This is a genomic window from Nocardia terpenica (genome assembly GCF_013186535.1).
GTDB lineage: Bacteria > Actinomycetota > Actinomycetes > Mycobacteriales > Mycobacteriaceae > Nocardia > Nocardia terpenica.
Map to the genome: position 1 here is coordinate 808,367 of NZ_JABMCZ010000002.1, position 18,388 is coordinate 826,754.

16 protein-coding genes and 1 tRNA gene are annotated in these 18,388 nt (G+C 70.7%); 4 read left to right on the forward strand and 13 right to left on the reverse strand.

Translation table 11 applies throughout. From position 1 onward, the window contains the following. Positions 1-55 precede the first annotated feature (55 nt). Both HPY32_RS15195 and HPY32_RS15200 read left to right on the forward strand, forming a co-directional pair. A complete protein-coding gene (locus HPY32_RS15195) occupies positions 56-745 on the forward strand; it encodes a hypothetical protein (protein ID WP_156674077.1) in 690 nt (229 codons plus the stop codon). A 23-nt stretch (positions 746-768) separates the two neighbouring features. Next, positions 769-2,142 (forward strand): site-specific integrase, encoded by a 1,374-nt coding sequence (locus tag HPY32_RS15200; RefSeq protein ID WP_067580493.1) that lies wholly within the window; start codon positions 769-771, stop codon positions 2,140-2,142. Between the two features lie 90 nt (positions 2,143-2,232). Here HPY32_RS15200 and HPY32_RS15205 read toward each other — a convergent pair. The 5 genes from HPY32_RS15205 to HPY32_RS15225 all read right to left on the reverse strand — a co-directional run bounded on the left by HPY32_RS15205 (position 2,233) and on the right by HPY32_RS15225 (position 7,672). Further along, positions 2,233-2,308, reverse strand: a tRNA-Thr gene (locus HPY32_RS15205). 56 nt (positions 2,309-2,364) lie between these two features. Beyond that, positions 2,365-3,570 carry a DNA polymerase III subunit delta' gene (locus HPY32_RS15210; RefSeq protein WP_067585047.1) on the reverse strand — a complete coding sequence of 402 codons (1,206 nt, stop codon included), beginning with the start codon at positions 3,568-3,570 and terminating at the stop codon, positions 2,365-2,367. A 69-nt stretch (positions 3,571-3,639) separates the two neighbouring features. Further along, positions 3,640-4,164 carry a DinB family protein gene (locus tag HPY32_RS15215; protein ID WP_067580491.1) on the reverse strand — a complete coding sequence of 175 codons (525 nt, stop codon included), beginning with the start codon at positions 4,162-4,164 and terminating at the stop codon, positions 3,640-3,642. Positions 4,165-4,280: 116 nt separating this feature from the next. Continuing rightward, on the reverse strand, positions 4,281-7,178 hold the full coding sequence (gene topA, locus HPY32_RS15220) for a type I DNA topoisomerase (RefSeq protein ID WP_067580489.1): 2,898 nt from the start codon (positions 7,176-7,178) through the stop codon (positions 4,281-4,283). Between the two features lie 287 nt (positions 7,179-7,465). Then, the gene (locus HPY32_RS15225) at positions 7,466-7,672 is read right to left on the reverse strand and encodes a cold-shock protein (protein WP_019044597.1); all 207 of its coding nucleotides are present in this window, start codon (positions 7,670-7,672) and stop codon (positions 7,466-7,468) included. A 435-nt stretch (positions 7,673-8,107) separates the two neighbouring features. Between HPY32_RS15225 and sftH the strand changes: the two genes are divergently transcribed. Beyond that, positions 8,108-10,504, forward strand: a complete 2,397-nt coding sequence (gene sftH / locus HPY32_RS15230; protein WP_067580488.1) for a DEAD/DEAH box helicase — start codon at positions 8,108-8,110, stop codon at positions 10,502-10,504. Positions 10,505-10,800: 296 nt separating this feature from the next. Here sftH and HPY32_RS15235 read toward each other — a convergent pair whose 3' ends face one another. The 7 genes from HPY32_RS15235 to ssd form a co-directional block, all read right to left on the reverse strand. Continuing rightward, positions 10,801-11,169 (reverse strand): Rv3654c family TadE-like protein, encoded by a 369-nt coding sequence (locus HPY32_RS15235; protein ID WP_067580486.1) that lies wholly within the window; start codon positions 11,167-11,169, stop codon positions 10,801-10,803. After that, positions 11,166-11,525 (reverse strand): TadE family type IV pilus minor pilin, encoded by a 360-nt coding sequence (locus tag HPY32_RS15240; protein WP_067580483.1) that lies wholly within the window; start codon positions 11,523-11,525, stop codon positions 11,166-11,168. The genes HPY32_RS15235 and HPY32_RS15240 overlap by 4 nt, the downstream gene beginning before the upstream one ends. Further along, positions 11,522-11,713 carry a DUF4244 domain-containing protein gene (locus HPY32_RS15245; RefSeq protein WP_373686646.1) on the reverse strand — a complete coding sequence of 64 codons (192 nt, stop codon included), beginning with the start codon at positions 11,711-11,713 and terminating at the stop codon, positions 11,522-11,524. Before HPY32_RS15245 ends, HPY32_RS15240 begins: the two co-directional genes overlap by 4 nt. 75 nt (positions 11,714-11,788) lie before the next feature. Continuing rightward, positions 11,789-12,388 carry a type II secretion system F family protein gene (locus tag HPY32_RS15250; RefSeq protein WP_082870775.1) on the reverse strand — a complete coding sequence of 200 codons (600 nt, stop codon included), beginning with the start codon at positions 12,386-12,388 and terminating at the stop codon, positions 11,789-11,791. Then, entirely contained in the window at positions 12,385-13,185 is an 801-nt protein-coding gene (locus HPY32_RS15255) for a type II secretion system F family protein (RefSeq protein ID WP_067580479.1), read from the reverse strand. Before HPY32_RS15255 ends, HPY32_RS15250 begins: the two co-directional genes overlap by 4 nt. Before the next feature lie 262 nt (positions 13,186-13,447). Further along, positions 13,448-14,635: a TadA family conjugal transfer-associated ATPase gene (locus tag HPY32_RS15260; RefSeq protein ID WP_067580477.1), complete on the reverse strand. Its 1,188-nt coding sequence runs from the start codon at positions 14,633-14,635 to the stop codon at positions 13,448-13,450. Beyond that, positions 14,632-15,720: a septum site-determining protein Ssd gene (ssd, locus tag HPY32_RS15265; RefSeq protein ID WP_067580475.1), complete on the reverse strand. Its 1,089-nt coding sequence runs from the start codon at positions 15,718-15,720 to the stop codon at positions 14,632-14,634. The genes HPY32_RS15260 and ssd overlap by 4 nt, the downstream gene beginning before the upstream one ends. Before the next feature lie 383 nt (positions 15,721-16,103). On the opposite strand from ssd, the gene HPY32_RS15270 reads away from it, so the two are divergent. Then, on the forward strand, positions 16,104-16,937 hold the full coding sequence (locus HPY32_RS15270) for an HAD family hydrolase (RefSeq protein ID WP_156674307.1): 834 nt from the start codon (positions 16,104-16,106) through the stop codon (positions 16,935-16,937). A gap of 629 nt (positions 16,938-17,566) precedes the next feature. Here HPY32_RS15270 and HPY32_RS15275 read toward each other — a convergent pair. Continuing rightward, positions 17,567-18,385, reverse strand: coding sequence for a Fic family protein (locus tag HPY32_RS15275; RefSeq protein ID WP_067585041.1), 819 nt, complete (start codon positions 18,383-18,385; stop codon positions 17,567-17,569). Between the last annotated feature and the right edge of the window lie 3 nt (positions 18,386-18,388).

The following is an 18,388-nucleotide window of genomic DNA, read 5'->3' on the forward strand; positions in this document are numbered from 1 at the left end:
TCTCATTCGTACGCCGTAGCGTTCATATACGCAATATTCTGCTAATCTGTGGTATATGACGCAAACAGACTGGGGTGCTAGACACCTCGCGATCGTGGGCGACGCGATCCGGAAACTGCGCGGAGATCGCTCGGCGCAATGGCTGTCGGATCAAACAGAAGCATTGGGCTACAAGGTTTCTCGCTCGACCATCACCGACATCGAGAACAGGCGGCGCAAGTACATCTCGACTGCGGAACTGAGCGTGATCGCTTGGGTACTAGCGGTCCCGCCCGTGCGGTTGCTGTATCCCGCCCTACCGGACGGCGACACCGAGGTCGTACCCGGAGTCCACAAGTCGGCAACCCACGCGATTACCTGGTTCTCCGGGGAGACAGTGTTCACTCCCCCACCGGTGGCATCGACAGGCTTTGCTGACGCCGACGAGCGGCGCGCCGAATCCCAGAAGGCGAGTGACCGTTTGGTGGCTCTCGTTGAGGGACAGAACCCAGTCGAACTGTCCCGGCGGCGCCTGCACTTGCGAAGCCGCATTCACTCGACCGCCAAGATGCTGGCCGACCTTCAGGAAGAGATGCCCGACGCGGCCCCAGCGATCCTGGCGGAACTCACGGCCATTCAGCGCCATCTCGAGGAGACCGAGCGCGAACTCAGGATGCTTCCCGATGCAGTAGTCAGCGACGAACCAGCCGACGACCTGCCACGAGCAACGATCAGCAATCTCGAAGTCACACAACCGAAAAAGTAACAGCAACAAGGAAATTCAAAGCAATGACCGATCCGAGCGCTACCAAGACACGCACGCGCCGCGCCGAACCGATCGACAAACGGACAGCCAAGAACGGGACGGTGACCTACACGTTCCAGGTGGACGTGGGGGCCAAGCCGGACGGCACACGAGACCGGCAGCGGTTCACCTACCGCACCTTCACGGAGGCGCGGCGCGAATACCGCCGGATCACAACGGAGGTGGCCGAAGGCAAGTACATCCGCCTCACGAATCTCACCGTTGACGAAGGGTGCGACGAGTGGCTGAAGGGGCGACGCAAGATCCGTCGGGTCACGCTCTCGAACTACACGCGCCACCTGTTGCCCGTGCGGCGGTTCATGGGCGGCAAGAAGTTGGCGCAGCTCACCAAGGCGGACGGGGACGCGCTCGTAGCATGGATGCTGACCAAAGGGCGTGTAGACCAACGGCTTACGACCCGCCCCGATTCGCTCGCCTCTCGGATTGCCGCATTCATCGCTCAGCATTCCGAAGGCATCTCGACCCGCGAGATTCGGGCGGAGTTCCCCGGCAAGGACATCCACACCTCCCTGTCGGCGCTCGTCCGGGCAGGTCGGATCGCGCGGACCGGCCGCGCGATGTACACGGCTACCGAGCTGATCTCGGCCACGCGCGGAGTCAAGCCGGTCACGGTCCGGTCCACCCTGACCGCGCTCGGTGCGGTCGTACAGTCCTACGTCGATCAGGGTGCGCTGCCGCGCAACGTGATCGCGCTCGTGGAACGCCCAAGCGATGAGATCCCCGAGGACGACGACGCAGCCGAAGCGGCGAAGTCGTGGACTGTGGCCGAAGTGGAGCGCTTCCGAGAGGAAGCGCGCGGCCACCGACTACACGCATGCTGGCTGCTGTCCACCTACGGCGCGCGGCGCTCGGAGGTGCTGGGGATGCGATGGACTCGATTCGAGGACGAGAAACTGAAGGTGCGGCGCGGCCGGGTTGCGATCGGCACCGAGACGGAGGAGAGCCTTCCGAAGTCCAGGCGCAGCCGTCGCGACCTTCCACCGCCCGCCGACCTGGCGGACGCACTGCGCGCGTTGAAGACCCTCCAGAAGGCCGAATGCCTGGCGCTGGGTATCCCGTGGTCCGACGATCGGCTGATCGCAGTGCACGAGGACGGAACGCCCGTCCGGCCCGAGTGGTACTCGGACGAGTTCCAGCGGATCAGCAAGCGCGCCGGACTTCGCCGAATCCCGTTGAAGGGGCTGCGGAACACCTCCGTGTCCCTCATGCTGGCGCTGGGCATCCCGGTGCACATCGTCGCGGCCTGGCACGGCCACGACCCTGCAGTCGCACTGTCGATCTACAGCGACGCACAACCCGAGGATTTGAAGGCGGCGGGGGCCGCTCTCTTCGGATGAACTGAGGGGGTGCCCTCCGCGCGTTGGCACACTGTCGGCACACTGACTGTGCCAATTGATCACGCGGAGAGCTGAATACAGCCTCTGACCTGGAGCCGCCTGGGGGAATCGAACCCCCGACCTTTTCATTACGAGTGAAGCGCTCTACCGACTGAGCTAAGGCGGCGTGCCTTGTGGCGGTGCGAGTCTATCGTCTCGGGGGCGGATTGTGAAAACGGGTGGTCAGGGGGTGCGGGCGGCTAGCAGGGCGGCGACCATGGCGGCTACGGCGAAGCGGGGTTTGACGTTGAGGTCCAGGGCCTCGCGGCAGGCCAGGACGGACTCGATGGAGCGGAGTAGGCCCTCGGGGCGGATGTCGGTGGCGAGTTCGCGGATCTGGTCGGGGAGGTCGGGGTGGGTGAGGGTGACGCCCGTGGACGGGGTGGCGGCGCCGAGGCAGACGGCGAGGGCGTCGCGGTAGAGGCCGGCGACGTCGATGAGGGAGCGGTCGAGGGCGTCGCGGCCGGTGCGGGTGGCGCGGGATTTCTGGCGGCGCTCGAGGTCCTTCAGGGCGCCCGCCGAGCCGCGGGTGGCCGAGGCGGCGCCCTTGCCGGTGCCACCCGCGCCGAGTGCGGTGGCCAGCTCCTCCTTCTCGCGCTCGTCGCGGGTCGCGCTGACCTGTTTGGCCTCCTCGTCGGCCGCCTTGACCAGTTCGTCGGCGGCGGCGTAGGCGGCGGCCGGGCGCGCGGTGGCCGCGACCAGGGCCAGGGCGCGCTTGCGACGGGCGCGCGCCTGTTCGTCGGTCGCCAGGCGGCGGGCGCGGCCGACGTGGCCGCCGCTCACCGAGGCGGCCCACGCGGCGGTGTCGGCGGGGAGGCCGTCGCGCTCGCGCAGCACCTGGGCGATGGCGTCGACGGACGGGGTCACCAGGTGCATGTGCCGACACCGGGAGCGCAGGGTGACCGAGATGTCCTCGGGGTCGGTCGACGGCGCGCAGAGCAGGAAGACGGTGCGCTCCGGCGGCTCCTCGACCACCTTCAGCAGCACGTTGCCCGCGGCCTCGGTGAGCCGGTCGGCGTCCTCGACGACGACCACCTGCCAGCGGCCGGTGCTCGGGCGGCGGGAGGCGACCTGCACGATCCCGCGCATCTCCTTGGTGCCGATGCTGAGCCCCTCCGGCACGACCCGACGCACGTCGCCGTGGGTTCCGGCCATGGTCGTCGTGCAGGCGTGGCAGTGCCCGCAGCCGGGCGTGCCCGGGTCGGTGCACTGCAGTGCCGCGGCGAAGCACAGCGCCGCAACGGATCTGCCCGATCCGGGCGGCCCGGTGAACAGCCACGAATGCGTCATGGCCGACGACGCCACCCCGCCGCGCGCGGCCACCGCGGCAGCGGTCAGCTCGGACTCGACCGCCTCCTGGCCGACCAACCGATCGAAGACTCCCGCCACGCCGTACACCCTAGCCGCCACCACCGACAGCCCGCGTGCGCCCGCCGGGCGACTCCCGCGGCGACGGTGCTAGGACGCGCGCTGATAGGAGGTGTTCGCCCCGTCGAGGGATTCGCGGATGATGTCGGCGTGCCCGGAGTGGTGCGAGATCTCCCGGAACAGGTGCAGCAGCGTGAAACGCACTGTCCACCACACTCTTTCGGGCCGCCACGGCGCGGTGGGCGTGGGAATGGAGGTATCGAGGCTGTCGACCGTGCGGATCACCCGGGCGGTGTTCTCCGCGACCGCATCCCATTCCTCGAGCAGGCCCGCGACCGTCTCCTCCGGGCCCATCCGATACTCCGAATTGAGCTGGGAGACATCGACTTTCGCGTTCTCGTCGCGTTCGACGACAACGGTAGTCCAGTGTCGCTCGCTCTTGACGATGTGATGCAGCAGCCCGCCGAGGGTCAGCTCGCTGACCGTGGTGCGCTGCCGGGCCTGGTCGTCCTCGATACCGCGCACCGTGAATCGGAACAGCTCGCGCTGGCTGGCGAGCATGGCGATGAGGTCCTCGCGCTCCTGGTCGTTTCGCTCGGGGGAGGGTGCGATCATCGAATGTCCTTCCGCTGAAGGGTGTCCGGATGGCTGGACACGCTACGGGAGGACCCGCACGGAAATCGGACACCGGCCGATTTCCGCGAGGCGACACGCCGCTCGGGCGGCGCGCCTCACGCCTTGGGCGAGGAGGACGACTTCGCGGCCTTCTTGACGGCCTTCTCGGCCGTGGCCTTCTTGGCCGTCGACTTGGTCGCCGTCTTCTTGGCGGCGGTCGTCTTCTTGGCGGCCGCCTTCTTGGTGGTCTTCTTAGCCGCCTTCTTCACCGGCCCCTTCGCCCGGCGCTCGGCCAGCAGCTCCGAGGCCCGCTCGTCGGTGATCGACTCCACCTCGTCGCCCTTGCGCAGGCTGGCATTGGTCTCGCCGTCGGTGACATACGGACCGAAGCGCCCGTCCTTGATCACCATCGGCTTGCCCGTGGCCGTGTCCGCGCCGAGCTCGCGCAGCGCCGCCGTGCTCGCGGCCTGGCGGCCCCGGCGCTTGGGTTCGGCATAGATCTTCAGGGCCTCGTCCAGCGTCACGCTGAAGATCTGGTCCTCGGTGGCCAGCGACCGCGAGTCCGTGCCCTTCTTCAGATACGGCCCGTAGCGGCCGTTCTGCGCGGTGATCTCCTCGTTGGAGGCCGGATCGACGCCCACCACCCGCGGCAGCGACAGCAGCTTCAGCGCATCCTCGAGGGTGACGGTGGCCAGGTCCATGGACTTGAACAGCGACCCGGTGCGCGGCTTGACCGCGGCCGCCTTCTTCGCGCCCTTCTTGGCCTCCGGCTCCTCCACCGGCTCGGGCAGCACCTCGGTGACGTACGGGCCGAAACGCCCCTCCTTGGCGACGATGCGATGCCCGGTCCCCGGATCGACGCCTAGCTCGCGCCCCTCCTGCGGGGTCGAGAACAGCTTCTCGGCCACCTCGGGGGTGAGCTCGTCGGGCGGCAGGTCGTCGGGCAGATTGGCCCGCTGCGAGACCGGGCCGCCCGCCGGATCGTCCGGGTTGGCGACCATGCGCTCCAGATAGGGACCGAACCGGCCGACGCGCACCACCACGTCGCGGCCCTCGTCGTCGCTGAACAGCTTGATCGAGTTGACCTCGCGCGCGTCGATGTCGTCGAGGCGCTCGCCGACCATCCGCTTCAGGCCGCCCGAACGCGCCACCGAACCCTCGACGCCGTTGTCGCCGCCGAAGTAGAAGCTGGACAACCAGTTTCCGCGCTGTTCGCGCCCGCCCGCGATGGCGTCGAGATCGTCCTCCATGGCGGCGGTGAAGTCGAAGTCGACCAGTCGGCCGAAGTACTCCTCGAGCAGCCCGACCACCGCGAACGCCACCCACGACGGCACCAGCGCGTTGCCGCGCTTGTAGACGTACCCGCGGTCCAGGATCGTCTTGATGATCGAGGAGTAGGTCGACGGGCGTCCGATGCCCAGCTCTTCCAGGGCCTTGATCAGCGACGCTTCGTTGTAGCGCGGCGGCGGGTTGGTCGTGTGCCCGTCCGGAGTGAGCTCGGTGGCGGTGACGCCCTGGCCCTCGGCCAGCGCGGGCAGCCGCGATTCGGCGTCGTCGGACTGGCCGCCGGTCTCCTCGTCGACGCTCTCCACGTACGCCTTGAGGAAGCCCGCGAAGGTGATGGTGCGGCCGGAGGCGGAGAACACGCACTCCTCGCCGGTATCGGCGACGCCGGTGATGCGCACGGTCAGCGTGGTGCCGCGGGCGTCGGCCATCTGGGAGGCGATCGTGCGCTGCCAGATCAGCTCGTAGAGCCGGAATTCGTCCTGGTCCAGCCGCGCGTGCAGCTGTCCGGGCGTGGCGAAGGTGTCACCGGCGGGCCGGATCGCCTCGTGTGCCTCCTGCGCGTTCTTGACCTTGCGGTTGTACTGCCGCGGCGTCGGATGCACGAACTGCGGCCCGTACAGCTGGGTGGCCTGGGCGCGGGCGGCGGCGATGGCCGACTCGGACAGCGTGGTCGAGTCGGTACGCATATAGGTGATGTAGCCGTTCTCGTACAGCCGCTGCGCCACCCGCATCGTGCGCTCGGAGCCGAACCGCAGCTTGCGCGCGGCCTCCTGCTGCAGCGTGGACGTCATGAACGGGGCGTACGGCCGACGGGTGTAGGGCTTGGACTCGACCGAGGAGACCTGGAAGTCGCTGGCCTGCAACGCCTCCGCCAGTCGGCGCGCATACCCCTCGTCGAGGACGGTGACGCCCTTGGTCCGCAGCTGCCCGTCGGAGCCGAAGTCGCGGCCGCCCACCACGCGCGACCCGTCGACGGTGACCAGGCGGGCCCCGAAGGTCCGCGGGTTGGCCTCGTCGCCCTCGCCGCTCCCGGCGTCGAACTTGGCCGCGATATCCCAGTACTCGGCGGATCGGAACGCCATGCGCTCACGCTCGCGCTGCACCACGATCCGGGTCGCCACCGACTGCACCCGGCCCGCCGACAGCCGCGGCATGACCTTCTTCCACAGCACCGGGCTGACCTCGTAGCCGTACAGCCGGTCCAGGATGCGGCGGGTCTCCTGCGCGTCGACCAGATCGTTGTCCAGCTCGCGCGTGTCGGCGGCGGCCGCGCGGATGGCGGGCTCGGTGATCTCGTGGAACACCATGCGCCGGACCGGCACCTTGGGCTTGAGCGTCTCGAGCAGGTGCCAGGCGATGGCCTCGCCCTCGCGGTCGGGGTCGGTGGCCAGATACAGCTCGTCGGCGTCGGCGAGCAGGCTCTTCAGCTCGGAGACCTTGGCCTTCTTGTCCGGGCTGACGACGTAGATGGGTTCGAAGTCGTTGTCGACGTCCACGCCCAGGCGCGCCCACGGCTGGCCCTTGTATTTGGCCGGCACGTCGGCCGCGCCGCGCGGCAGATCGCGGATGTGGCCCACGGATGCCTCGACGGTGTAGCCGCGGCCGAGGTACGGGGCGATCTTCTTGGCCTTGGTCGGTGACTCGACGATGACGAGACGACGCAGGGGACGGCCCTGGCCAGGCGCTGCCTGGGAGTTCGGCGCTGCACCGCGGTCTCGTGTTGCCACCGGCGAACACACCTTTCCTGTCGACCCGCGCGGCGCAGGTGTACGCAGCGCGCGGCTGGGGCCAGCGGCGGAGACAAGTGTCCCCTGCCAGAGACGTTTATACCGTGTTTGTTACCGCGCCTCCGGTACGGCGTGTCCGCGGCCCGGAAGGTTCGGGTGCTGCCGCCCCCGGCACGGCAGAAAGTCGGCCCCGTTCCGCGGTCGAGTGTACTGCCCCGGATATGACTCGTCCCCCACCGCTGGTGGGCGGTGAGGGACGAGCAATCTGACCTGTTGGGTCGACCCGCTCAGCTGAGCGCGCGGACACCGGTGGCCTGCGGGCCCTTGGTGCCCTGGCCGACCTCGAACTCGACCTTCTGGTTCTCCTCGAGGGTGCGGAAGCCCGTCCCCTGGATCTCGGAGTAGTGGACGAAGACGTCAGCGGAGCCGTCCTCGGGCGCGATGAAGCCGAACCCCTTCTCCGCGTTGAACCACTTCACAGTTCCCTGTGCCATTCTGTTCCTTCTCTTTCCATACCGGAACGGCGGACAAGTTAGGTTCGTCCACCGGGTCCGTTCCGACCGCTGTACTCTGTTCCCCCTGCAGGAAGCATCAAGCACACCGTTCGCAACATCGATCCTGCTGATGGTTTGGACTTTGGATCCGTTCCCTCGAACACAGAAGCTTGCGACCAGGAACCAGTGAACCATGTCTCCGGGCAATTCAACAGTCGAGTTACCGACAATTTGCAAAAAAGATGATCTTGCGAATGCGCAGGTGAGGGGCACAATGCCCAAATCCAGACTTGGAGTAGGTTTGCCTTCAGATAACCGGTCGCGTATCCGGGAAAACGACTGTGACCCAGATCGCTACTCTGTGTTGAAATGGCAGGTGGAGCCCGCGCAACACACACCTTTCACACATTCCCTGTGCGTCGGGGCGGCGATCCGATGAATCCTGCCGATCCGATCACGGGAGTAGCGACGAGCGTGGGCGCAAGCTATGGCAGATCGTTACTTACTCGTGTCCTGTCGGGACTTCCCGACGGCGATGCCCGGCTCACGCACGCCACCGAGCTTCCGGCGCGCGCGGCACGGGTCACGACCTGGCCGTCCTGGGTATCGCCGGACGTGGTTGCGGCGTTACACACCGCCGGAATCTCCGCGCCGTGGTCGCATCAGACGCGGACCGCCGAGCTCGCGGCCGGTGGGCAGCACGTGGTGGTGTGCACGGGGACGGCCTCGGGCAAATCGCTGGGCTACCAGCTGCCGGTGCTGACGGCGCTGCAGCGGGATCCGCGCGCTACGGCGCTGTATCTGTCGCCGACCAAGGCGCTCGGGGCCGATCAGCTGCGCGCGGCGAGCGCGCTCACCCAGGACGGCCCGCTGCGCGACATCCAGCCCGCCTCCTACGACGGCGACACCCCGGCCGAGGTCCGGCAGTGGGTCCGGGCCAATGCGCGATGGGTGTTCACCAATCCGGACATGCTGCACCTGGGGATTCTGCGGTCGCACCGGCGGTGGGGGCGGCTGCTGCGGCGGCTGCGCTACGTCGTGATCGACGAATGCCATGCCTACCGTGGGGTTTTCGGTTCGCACGTGGCGCTGGTGCTGCGGCGGCTGCGGCGGCTGGCCGCGCGCTACGGGGCGAATCCGGTGTTCGTGCTGTGCTCGGCCACCACCGCCGATCCGGCGGCGGCCGCGTCCCGGCTGGTCGGCGCGCCGTGTGTCGCGGTCACCGAGGACGGCTCGCCGCACGGGGCGCGCACCGTCGCGCTCTGGGAACCCGCCCTGCTCACGGCGGTGACCGGGGAGAACGGCGCACCGGTGCGACGATCGGCCACCGCCGAGGCCGCCCGGATCATGACCGATCTGGTGGCCGAGGGCGCGCGGACGCTGACCTTCGTGCGCTCGCGGCGGGCGGCCGAGGTCGTGGCACTGGAGACGCGGCGCATGCTGGGCGAGTTCGACCCCGATCTGGCCACCCGGGTGGCCGCCTACCGGGCCGGATATCTCGCCGACGATCGCCGCGAACTGGAGGCCGGGTTGTCCGACGGCTCGCTGGTCGGCGCCGCGACGACGACCGCGCTGGAACTGGGCGTGGACATCGCCGGGTTGGACGCGGTGGTGATCGCGGGCTTCCCGGGCACGGTCGCCTCGTTCTGGCAGCAGGCCGGGCGGGCGGGGCGGCGCACGCAGGGCTCGCTGGTAATGCTGGTGGCCCGCGACGATCCGCTCGATACCTACCTGGTCCATCATCCGCAGGCGCTGCTCGGGCGGCCGGTGGAGGCGACCATCACCGATCCGCGCAATCCCTATGTGCTGGAGCCACATCTGCTGTGCGCGGCCCTGGAGGAACCGCTCACCGATGCCGAGGTGACCGAGTTCGGCGCCGGGGAGCTGGCCGCCGAGCTCGCCGCGGAGGGGTTGATCCGGCGGCGCGAGAGCGGGAAGGGCCCGGCCCGCTGGTACGTCACCGGGGCCGCGCATCCGCACGACGCCGTCGATGTGCGGGGCGGGATCGGCACGCCCGTCGCGATCGTGGACGAGCAGAGCGGGCGACTGCTCGGGACCACCGATGCCGGGCGGGCGCCCGCGACCCTGCATCCGGGCGCGGTGCATCTGCATCAGGGCGAGACCTACATCGTCGACGAGCTGGATCTGGAGGCCGGGGTGGCATTCGTCCACGCCGAGCAGCCGGGGTGGACGACCAGCGCCCGCGCGCTCACCTCGATCATCGTCGACGAGGTGGGTACGGAGCGGGTGTACGGCGAGGTCACCGCCGCCCTGGCGCGGGTGCGGGTGGACCGGCGGGTGGTGGGTTATCTGCGCACGCTGCCGACCGGTGAGGTGCTGGACCTGATCGAGCTCGAACTGCCCGGGCAAACCCTGCCGACCCGGGCCGTGCTGTACACCGTGACGCCGGGGCTGCTGGCCCGGGCCGGGATCGATCCGCGGCGAGCGGGCGGGGCGCTGCATGCCGCCGAGCATGCCGCGATCGGCATGCTGCCCCTGGTCGCCAGCTGCGATCGATGGGATATCGGCGGGGTGTCGACGGCGGAACATCCCGATACCGGGCTGCCCACCGTCTTCGTCTACGACGGTCACCCGGGCGGCGCGGGTTTTGCCGAGCGGGGGTTCGCCCGGCTGCGGACGTGGCTGGCGGCGACGCGCGAGGTCATCGAATCGTGCGGCTGCCCGAGCGGGTGTCCGTCCTGCGTGCAGTCGCCCAAGTGCGGCAACGGCAATCATCCGCTGGACAAGGCCGGGGCCGCCGCGCTGCTCGCGGCGATCCTGTCCGAGCTGCCCGACGATCCGGTGGACGGCGACGACGAACCCCGGCCGTGACGGCACGACCACCGGCCCGAGACCGATCCGCAACCGATCCGCGTCCTTGCCGCGATGGTCTCGGGATGGGCGTGGATGCCAAGATCGAATAAAGAGGAGAGCGCTCATGTTAACTGCACGGTTGCTCCATTGATTAAAGGCAGCACTCCCATGGAATGGCATGACACCTCGCGCGGTAATTGAAAAATCAGCGAGACCGTAAATTTTTGGCAGTTGAATTCGGCGATCTCGACGCCACCACCTGGAAGTATGTGGCCCGCGTCACCAATGTTCTGACACAGACCGCTCGGTATTCGTCAAGAGTTGTCGTCGACGGGTCCGGCGCGGGCGACCGCCTTTACCGCATGGGTTCCGAGTGGCCCCGCGGTGACACTCGATTCGACGGTGAGCGTGGCGTCCCAGCCGGTGATCGTGCAGGACCGCACGCCGACCCGCATCGCCGCGGCAATCTCCCGGGCCCGAGTGCACGCGGCCTCGGCGCCGGAGTCCACGGCGCCCGCGGCGGCGAGGGCGCTCAGGTCGGCGGCGGCCTGGGCGCGGTGGCGGGCCACCACGACCGCGCCGACCTGCCCGATCAGCACCGACGCCGCGAGCAGCCCGGTCAGGGCCAGACAGGCCGCGACGGTCGCGACACCGGAGTCGGCCCGCCACCGCCGGGCGCTCACGGCTCCCCCGGTTCGCGCGCCGCGACCGCCTCGGCACGCAGCATCAGCATCGGCAGGGCCGGGGCCCGGGCCGAGACCACGGCGACGACGCGGTCGCCGTCGGTGCGGACGCTGATCCGCGCGCCCGGCGGGGCGATCCGGTGGGCGGCGGGCACCGCGTCGGTGTCGGCGCCCCGGGCGGCCAGCCGGGCCGCCTCGCGGGCGGCGTCGACGCAGCGGATCTGCGCCGACACCGCCAGCAGGGCACCCAGGCACACCAGCACCGCGACGACGAGCGCGGCGAGGGCGATCGCCGCCTCGACCGTGACCGCACCGCGATCGCCCGCGCCGGGGCTCGGCGGCCCGGACGGCCTCACACCGACGTCTTCAGCGCCTTGTCGATGATTCCGGTGAGGGCGGCGACGATCGAATCGCCGGTCACCACCGTGTACAGGATCGCGCCGAAGGCCGCGGCCGCCAAGGTGCCGATGGCGTATTCGGCGGTGGACATTCCCTCGTCGGCGACGATCGCCCGGATCAGGCGGGTGCGGATGTCCCACAGCAGGGTTCGAACTGCCAGCACCGGTCTCTCCCTTCTCTCTGCTCGGCGCGGCCGGTCCGCGCCGAGAGTCTCGCGGGGTCACAGCAGCCCACCGCCGAGCACCCGGCCGGCCAGGCCCACCACGACCGGCACGATGCCCAGGCAGACGAAGGCGGGCAGGAAGCAGAGGCCGAGCGGGCCTGCGATCAGCACGCCCGCCCGCTCGGCCCGGGCCACGGCGGCGTCCTCGACCGCATGGCGGCACTGCTCGGCCAGTTCGCTCACCGCCTCGGCCAGCGATGCTCCCGAGCGGGCCGATCGGCGCACCAGCCGGACGAGCGCGTGCAGTTCGGGTGCCGCGGCGTCGGGCGCGACGTGCTGCCAGGCCGCATCCGGGTCCGCACCGAGTGCGAGCAGGTCGGCCGCCCGGCGCAGCCCCGCCCCGAGTGCGCCGGGGCCGACGGCGGCGACGGCGCGGGCCGCCGTTGCCGCCGGTAGACCGGCCCGCAGGCAGGCCGCCAACAGATCCAGGGTCGAGGCCGTCGCCAGGGCATCCTGTCGTATTCCCTTGCGGGACAATGTAGTTCGCTTTCCATGTCCACCCGGCACTGCCACCAACCGCCTGAGCGGTGTCACGCCGGGCGGGACGATCGTGAGTGCGATTGCCAAGAGCAGCAAGGCCATCGGTGGGCCGTTCATCCCGTCTCCTCGTCTCGGTTTCCCCGGGTGATCGCGTCGGTCCAGAGCAGGCCCGCGCAGGCCAGGGCGGTGCCCAGCGGGAGCAGCAGCGTGCCGAGGCCGGGGTCGAACAGGACCCGGAGTGGTTGTGCGCCCAGGGCTTGCCCCAGGGCGATGCCCAGCAGCGGGAGGGCCGCCAGGACCGCGCCGGTGGCGCGCGGACCGGCGAGGGCGGCGGCGGTGCGGTCGCGGAATCGCTTGCGGGCGAGCAGGTCCGCGCGGGCGGCGGCGAGCAGCTCGGCGAGCGCCAGCCCGTGCCGCTCGGCGACCTGCCAGGCGTCGGCGATGCGGGACAGTTCGGCGGCGATCGGGGTTCCCGGCGCCCGCAGGCCCTCGGCCGCCGAGCCGCCGAGGCGGCTGCGGGCGGAGCCGATGGTGAATGCCCGCGCCGCCGCGCCGTCGAGTTCGGCACCCGCCGCTGCCGCCGCGGCGCTGGGGTGGGCGCCGACGCGCAGTTCGCCGATTACCACCTCGAGCCCGTCCAGCAGGGCGCGAATGCCGTTGTCGCGGCGGCGGTCCCGGGTGGCTCTGCGGCGGCGCACGCCGAGTGTGGCGGCTGCCGACGCGGCCGCGATCAGGGCGCCCGGCCCGATGGCCGCCGACGCGACCAGCGCGGCCGCGACGGCGAGCCACGGCAGCAGATGTGGCGGGAGCCGGTGCGGCGCGGGGCCGCCGAACAGCACCGCGCGCCGCCGCCGGGCGGCCGACGGCGGCAGCACGAGTAGCGCAAGCGCCAGGCAAGCGACACCAGCACTCATGCGGCCACTCCCGCAGAAACCCCTACGACCCCCTCGAGCCGGCCGCCGGTTACCAGGGGTGACAACAGTTTTCGTGCTCTTGTCATCTGGGCGTCCGTCTCGGCAATTACCACCGTGACGCCGCGCGGCCCGGATCTGCGCCGTTGCGTCGCGGTGCCCGCCCTGCCGCCCCGTAACCGCACAGGTGCCCGAAAACATCGCAGATCGCGCGCTGGAGGGCCGGAAAGCGCCGATCCGAATGCGCTTGGGACCGTCTTCCGGGTCATGGGTTGGCTCGTTCCGTGAGGAGGTGTTCGAGAGCGGCGGCCGCGGGGGTGGGGGTGTCGTCGGCGCGCCAGGCGGGCTGAATGTGGACCCGGGCGGTGTCGTCGCGGGTGACCAGGCCGATTTCGCGGAGGAGGCGGGTGCCGTCGGCGTGCCGGTGGACGTGCAGGACCACTTGGACGGCGGCGGCCAGCTGGCTGTGCAACGCGGTGCGGCTCATTCCGCCCAGGGCCGCAAGGGCTTCCAGGCGGGCGGGGACCTCGCGCGGGGAGTTGGCGTGGACGGTGCCGGCGCCGCCGTCGTGGCCGGTGTTGAGGGCGGTGAGCAGGTCGACGACCTCGGCGCCGCGAACCTCGCCGATCACGATGCGGTCGGGGCGCATGCGCAGGGCCTGGCGCACCAGGTCGCGGACGGTGACCGCGCCGGCGCCCTCGACGTTCGGCGTGCGGGCGACCAGGCGCACCACGTGCGGGTGCGGCGGGGCGAGTTCGGCCGCGTCCTCGACGCAGACGATGCGTTCGGCCGCATCGACCTTCGCGAGCAGGGCGGACAGCAGCGTGGTCTTGCCCGCGCCGGTGCCGCCCACCACGAGGAAGGCCAGGCGCGCGGCGACGATGCGCTCCAGCAGGCGCTGCGCGGCGGCCGGGACCGATCCCGACGCGGCCAGCGCGTCGAGCCCCTGGGCGGCCGGGCGCAGCACCCGCAGGGACAGACAGGTGCCGCCGTGCGCGATGGGCGCGAGCACGGCGTGCAGCCGCACGCCGAACGAATCCCCCGGCGCCCCTTCGAGATCCGGCAGACGCCCGTCCACCCACGGCTGGGCGTCGTCGAGGCGGCGGCCCGCGGCCAGGGCCAGGCGCTGTGCCAGGCGGCGTACGGCGGCCTCGTCGGGGAAGCTGATCGAGGTCCGCCGCAGGCCGTGGCCGCGGTCCACCCAGACCGCGTCCGGGCCGGTGACCAGCACGTCGGCCACCTCGGGGTCGTGCAGCAACGGTTCGAGCACGCCGACGCCGGTGAGTTCGGTCTGCAGCAGGCGCAGCGCCCGGAGCAGTTCGTTGTCGCCGAGGACGCCGCCCGCCTCGGCGCGAATGGCGGCGGCCACGCGTGCCGGATCCGGGTCGGCGGCGCCCGTGGCGAGGCGCTCGCGCACGCGGTCGAGCAGGTCGGCCGTGACCAGGGTGGTCATCGGATGCCCTCGGACAGCGCGGTGAGCACGGCTTCGGCGGCGGTGCGCAGCGGCCCGCGCGGCACGGTGAGGCCGCCGCGTTCGAGCCGGCCGGCCAGGCCGGGTTCGCCGCGGACGGCGGCCAGCAGCGGAACGCCGAGCGCCTCGGCGATGTCGGGGCCGCGCAGGCCGCCGGGCGCGGGGCCGCGAACGATCAAGCCCCGGTTGCGATTTCGCCGCCGGATGTTCGCGAGGACGGCACGGGCCGCGGCGACCGAGCGCAGCTGCGCGGGCAAGGTCAGCACGACCAGGTCGGCGGTGTCGAGCATGTGGTCGGCGTGCGGGCCGCGCGCGCCGGACACGTCGCAGACCACCAGGTCGCCCGCGGAACGGCCCGCCTCGAGCACGGCGCGGACGGCACCGGCGCCGATCTCGGCGGGTGGCGCACCGGCCGTCGCCCGGCCGCAGGCGAGCACCGCGAGCCTCGGGGCCGCGGACGGGAGCGCGGCGTGCAGCGCCGCGGCCGCGACCCGCCCGTCCTCGATGACGAGGTCGGGCCAGCGCGGCCCGGTCGCGGATTCTATGCCCAGCAGCAGGTCCAGGCCACCGCCGAGTGGGTCGCCGTCGACGAGCAGGGTGTCGGGGCGGAAGTCGGTGCTGGCGGCGGTGAGTGCGACGGCCGCGGCGAGGGTGGACGCGCCCGCCCCGCCGCTCGCGCCGACGACGGCGAGCACGAGTCCGTTTCCGGGTCCGTGCCGGGCGGGGTCGGCGAAGGCCGCGATGAGTCGTTCGGCGGCGGCCGGGAGCGCGACGACCCGTTCGGTGCCGAGCGCGGCGGCCGCCTGCCATTCGGGCAGGCCCGGTTCCTCGCCGGTGACGAGGACGGTGTCGGCGCGGCGGGGATATCCGGCGGCCGCGCAGTCGCGGGCGGCGGTGAGGTCGACCACGATGACGGGGGCGTCGACCCAGTGGTGGCGGCCGATGGGGGTGGGCGGCTCGTCGAGGTGTCGGTCGGCCGCGGCGGCGATGCGGTGGACCTCGTCGCGCAGCCGGTGGTCGGAGACCAGGACCAGGGCCGGAGTCTGGCGCGCTGCAACGGAATTCATGCAGGTCAGACTCGCTCGAGCGATGCGGCGGCACCAGAGCCCGAGCACCGATTGTGGATAACTGCGGGGGTGTGGGCGAAGACGAGACGACCGGTTACACACGACGATCGGGGCGCACGTCCCGGAAATAGAGGACGGCCCCAGCCGGGGGGGGAGGAGGCTGGGGCCGTCGGGGTTCAGCCCCGGGGGGTCGGGCTGAACGCGCCTGGACCATGTCCAGGTGTCAGCAATACTACACCCAGGCCCCGGCGGAAACGCAAGTCCACCAACCGAGGAAGTTTTCCGCTTCGGGCATCCGCATCGCGGCGGCAAACCGGGGCAGCGATGACTCCGCGAATCCGCTTACCGACCTGATCACCGCATCCCGCGCAAAGCTCCCTATCCTGGACCGCGTGACGGCCGAAGGCGATGCGACAGTGGCGGACCGGCGTGGGCGGGTGGCCGCCTTCTTCGACCTGGACAAGACGGTGATCGCCAAGTCGAGCGCCTTCGTGTTCAGCAAGCCGTTCTACGAGCAGGGCCTGATCAACCGCCGCGCGGTGCTGGAGAGCAGCTATGCGCACTTCCTGTTCCTGCTGTCCGGCGCCGACCATGATCAGATGGAGCGGATGCGTGAGCATCTGACCAAGATGTGCGCCGGGTGGGATGTGAACCAGGTGCAGGCCATCGTCGCCGACACCCTGCACGACCTGGTGGATCCGCTGATCTACGCCGAGGCCGCGGATCTGATTGCCGACCATCGGATCCGGGGCCACGACGTGATCATCGTCTCGGCCTCCGGCGAGGAGATCGTCGGACCGATCGCGGCCGCGCTCGGCGCCACGCACACCGCCGCGACCCGCATGGTCGTCGAAAAAGGCAGGTACACAGGCGAAGTCGAGTTCTACTGCTACGGCGAGGGCAAGGTCACCGCGATGGAGAAGCTGGCCGCCGAGTACGGCTACGATCTGCCGCGCTGCTACGCGTATTCCGATTCGATCACCGATCTGCCGATGCTCGGCGCGGTCGGGCACCCGACGGCCGTGAATCCCGATCGCGCCCTGCGTCGCGAAGCGGTGCAGCGGAATTGGCCGATCCTGACCTTCTCCGACCCGGTCTCGCTGTGGGCGCGCATCCAGGCCCCGTCCTCGACCACGGTGGCCGCGACGGCGGTGGTGGGGCTGAGCGCGGTGGTGGCGGGGGCGGTGAGTTACCGCCTGCTACGCCGGCGGCGCTGAGCGCGAGGGCGCGAGACGCACAACCTATCGATGGCATCACGAAACACCGCGCGACACGCCGATAATTGCAATGTTTCCCCAGGTCTTGCTGTGAGCAGGCTCACAGAGTAACAATGGAGCCACGGAAGGACGGAAGGCCAGGATCGGAGCGGAAGAGAAGTTTCGATTCCCCATCCCACCCTTCCCGGCACGGACGCCAGGCACCCACGCGGAGCGCGCCGCGACAGGGCAGCAGCGTTGTGGGCCTGCGAAGACCGGAGGCTCGTCGGCGAGCGCCTCGCACAAGTTGCGGGGATGAACCAGCGGGATCCGGAGGATCGCCGAGGCCGCAGAACACAACCCGACAAGCACGCTTGGTAACCGGGTGGTCCGTGCTAGCGGGCGGTGAGGTCGGAAACGACAACGCCGCCCGTTTTTAATGTGTGAAAAGGGATCCCGGCCAAAAGCGCGCCGGGATCATGATGGAACCGAGCACGCCGGGATGACGGTGGACCGAGCGCCGGGATGACGGTGGACCGAGCACAGTGATGACGGTGGACCGAGCGCCGGGATGACGGTGGACCGAGCACAGTGATGACGGTGGGGACCGAGCGCCCTGGGATCATGGCCCGAATTTGATGCGAAAACGCTTACCCCGCAGCCGAGTCGGCGATGGAGTGGGCCTCGCGGGCGCCGTCTTCCAGGGCTCCGCAGCACAGCATCACCCAGCCGCCTACGCCCTCCGGTGTGCCCGCGCCGAATGCGGCGGCGGCGTCCTGGTAGGCCTGTCGTCGTCGCAGCCAGAAGACCTCCGGGACGCCCAGGGAGTGGGGGTCCAGGCCGCTCGACACCGCGACGAGGCGCGAGGCCGCGCGTGCCACTATGCCGTCGGCGGTGCCGAAAGGGCGCAGCGCCAACAGTTCTCCGTGCACGACGGCGGCGAGTACCGGGGCGGGCGCGGCGGAGGTGAGCACCGTCTGGGTCAGCAGGTCGAGCCGCTCGGCCACGCCGGGGGCGGTGCGCGGGCGACCCAACTGTTGCTCGTCGGCCACCAGGTCGGCGGCGGCCAGCAGATGCAGCCGGGCCAGCGCTTGCAGCGGCGCGCGCTGCCACACCCCGGTCAGCGTGCGCAGCGCGTCGCCGTCCAGAGCCTGGCCGACCCGCAGCGCGCCCGCCAGGATCGGATCGGCCACTCGGCCACCGGCGGGAGCGACGGGCCCGGAGGCGGCAGCTTGCGTAACCACGGAGGGACCCGCGGACGCCGCATCGAACACTGCGGAGAGATCGGTGCTGCCGCCGTCGATGGCCGCCGACGAGCGGGCCGCCCGCACCGCCGCCTCGGCGGCCGTGGTCGGCCAGCCTCGGCGGTTCGCCCGATGCCTGTGCACCTCGGCGAGGGCGTCGCGGGCCCGGTCGGCCGCATCGCGCACACCGGGCAGGTCGACAAGGGGTTGGAGCACGTCGGTCACGCC

Excerpts from the sequence above, each read along its gene's own strand:
- HPY32_RS15225 (WP_019044597.1), bottom strand. The coding sequence starts at position 7,672 with ATGGCACAGGGAACTGTGAAGTGGTTCAACGCGGAGAAGGGGTTCGGC.
- ssd (WP_067580475.1), bottom strand. The coding sequence starts at position 15,720 with ATGAATTCCGTTGCAGCGCGCCAGACTCCGGCCCTGGTCCTGGTCTCC.
- HPY32_RS15260 (WP_067580477.1), bottom strand. The coding sequence starts at position 14,635 with ATGACCACCCTGGTCACGGCCGACCTGCTCGACCGCGTGCGCGAGCGC.
- HPY32_RS15200 (WP_067580493.1), top strand. The coding sequence starts at position 769 with ATGACCGATCCGAGCGCTACCAAGACACGCACGCGCCGCGCCGAACCG.
- HPY32_RS15195 (WP_156674077.1), top strand. The coding sequence starts at position 56 with ATGACGCAAACAGACTGGGGTGCTAGACACCTCGCGATCGTGGGCGAC.
- sftH (WP_067580488.1), top strand. The coding sequence starts at position 8,108 with ATGAATCCTGCCGATCCGATCACGGGAGTAGCGACGAGCGTGGGCGCA.
- HPY32_RS15250 (WP_082870775.1), bottom strand. The coding sequence starts at position 12,388 with ATGAACGGCCCACCGATGGCCTTGCTGCTCTTGGCAATCGCACTCACG.
- HPY32_RS15215 (WP_067580491.1), bottom strand. The coding sequence starts at position 4,164 with ATGATCGCACCCTCCCCCGAGCGAAACGACCAGGAGCGCGAGGACCTC.
- HPY32_RS15255 (WP_067580479.1), bottom strand. The coding sequence starts at position 13,185 with ATGAGTGCTGGTGTCGCTTGCCTGGCGCTTGCGCTACTCGTGCTGCCG.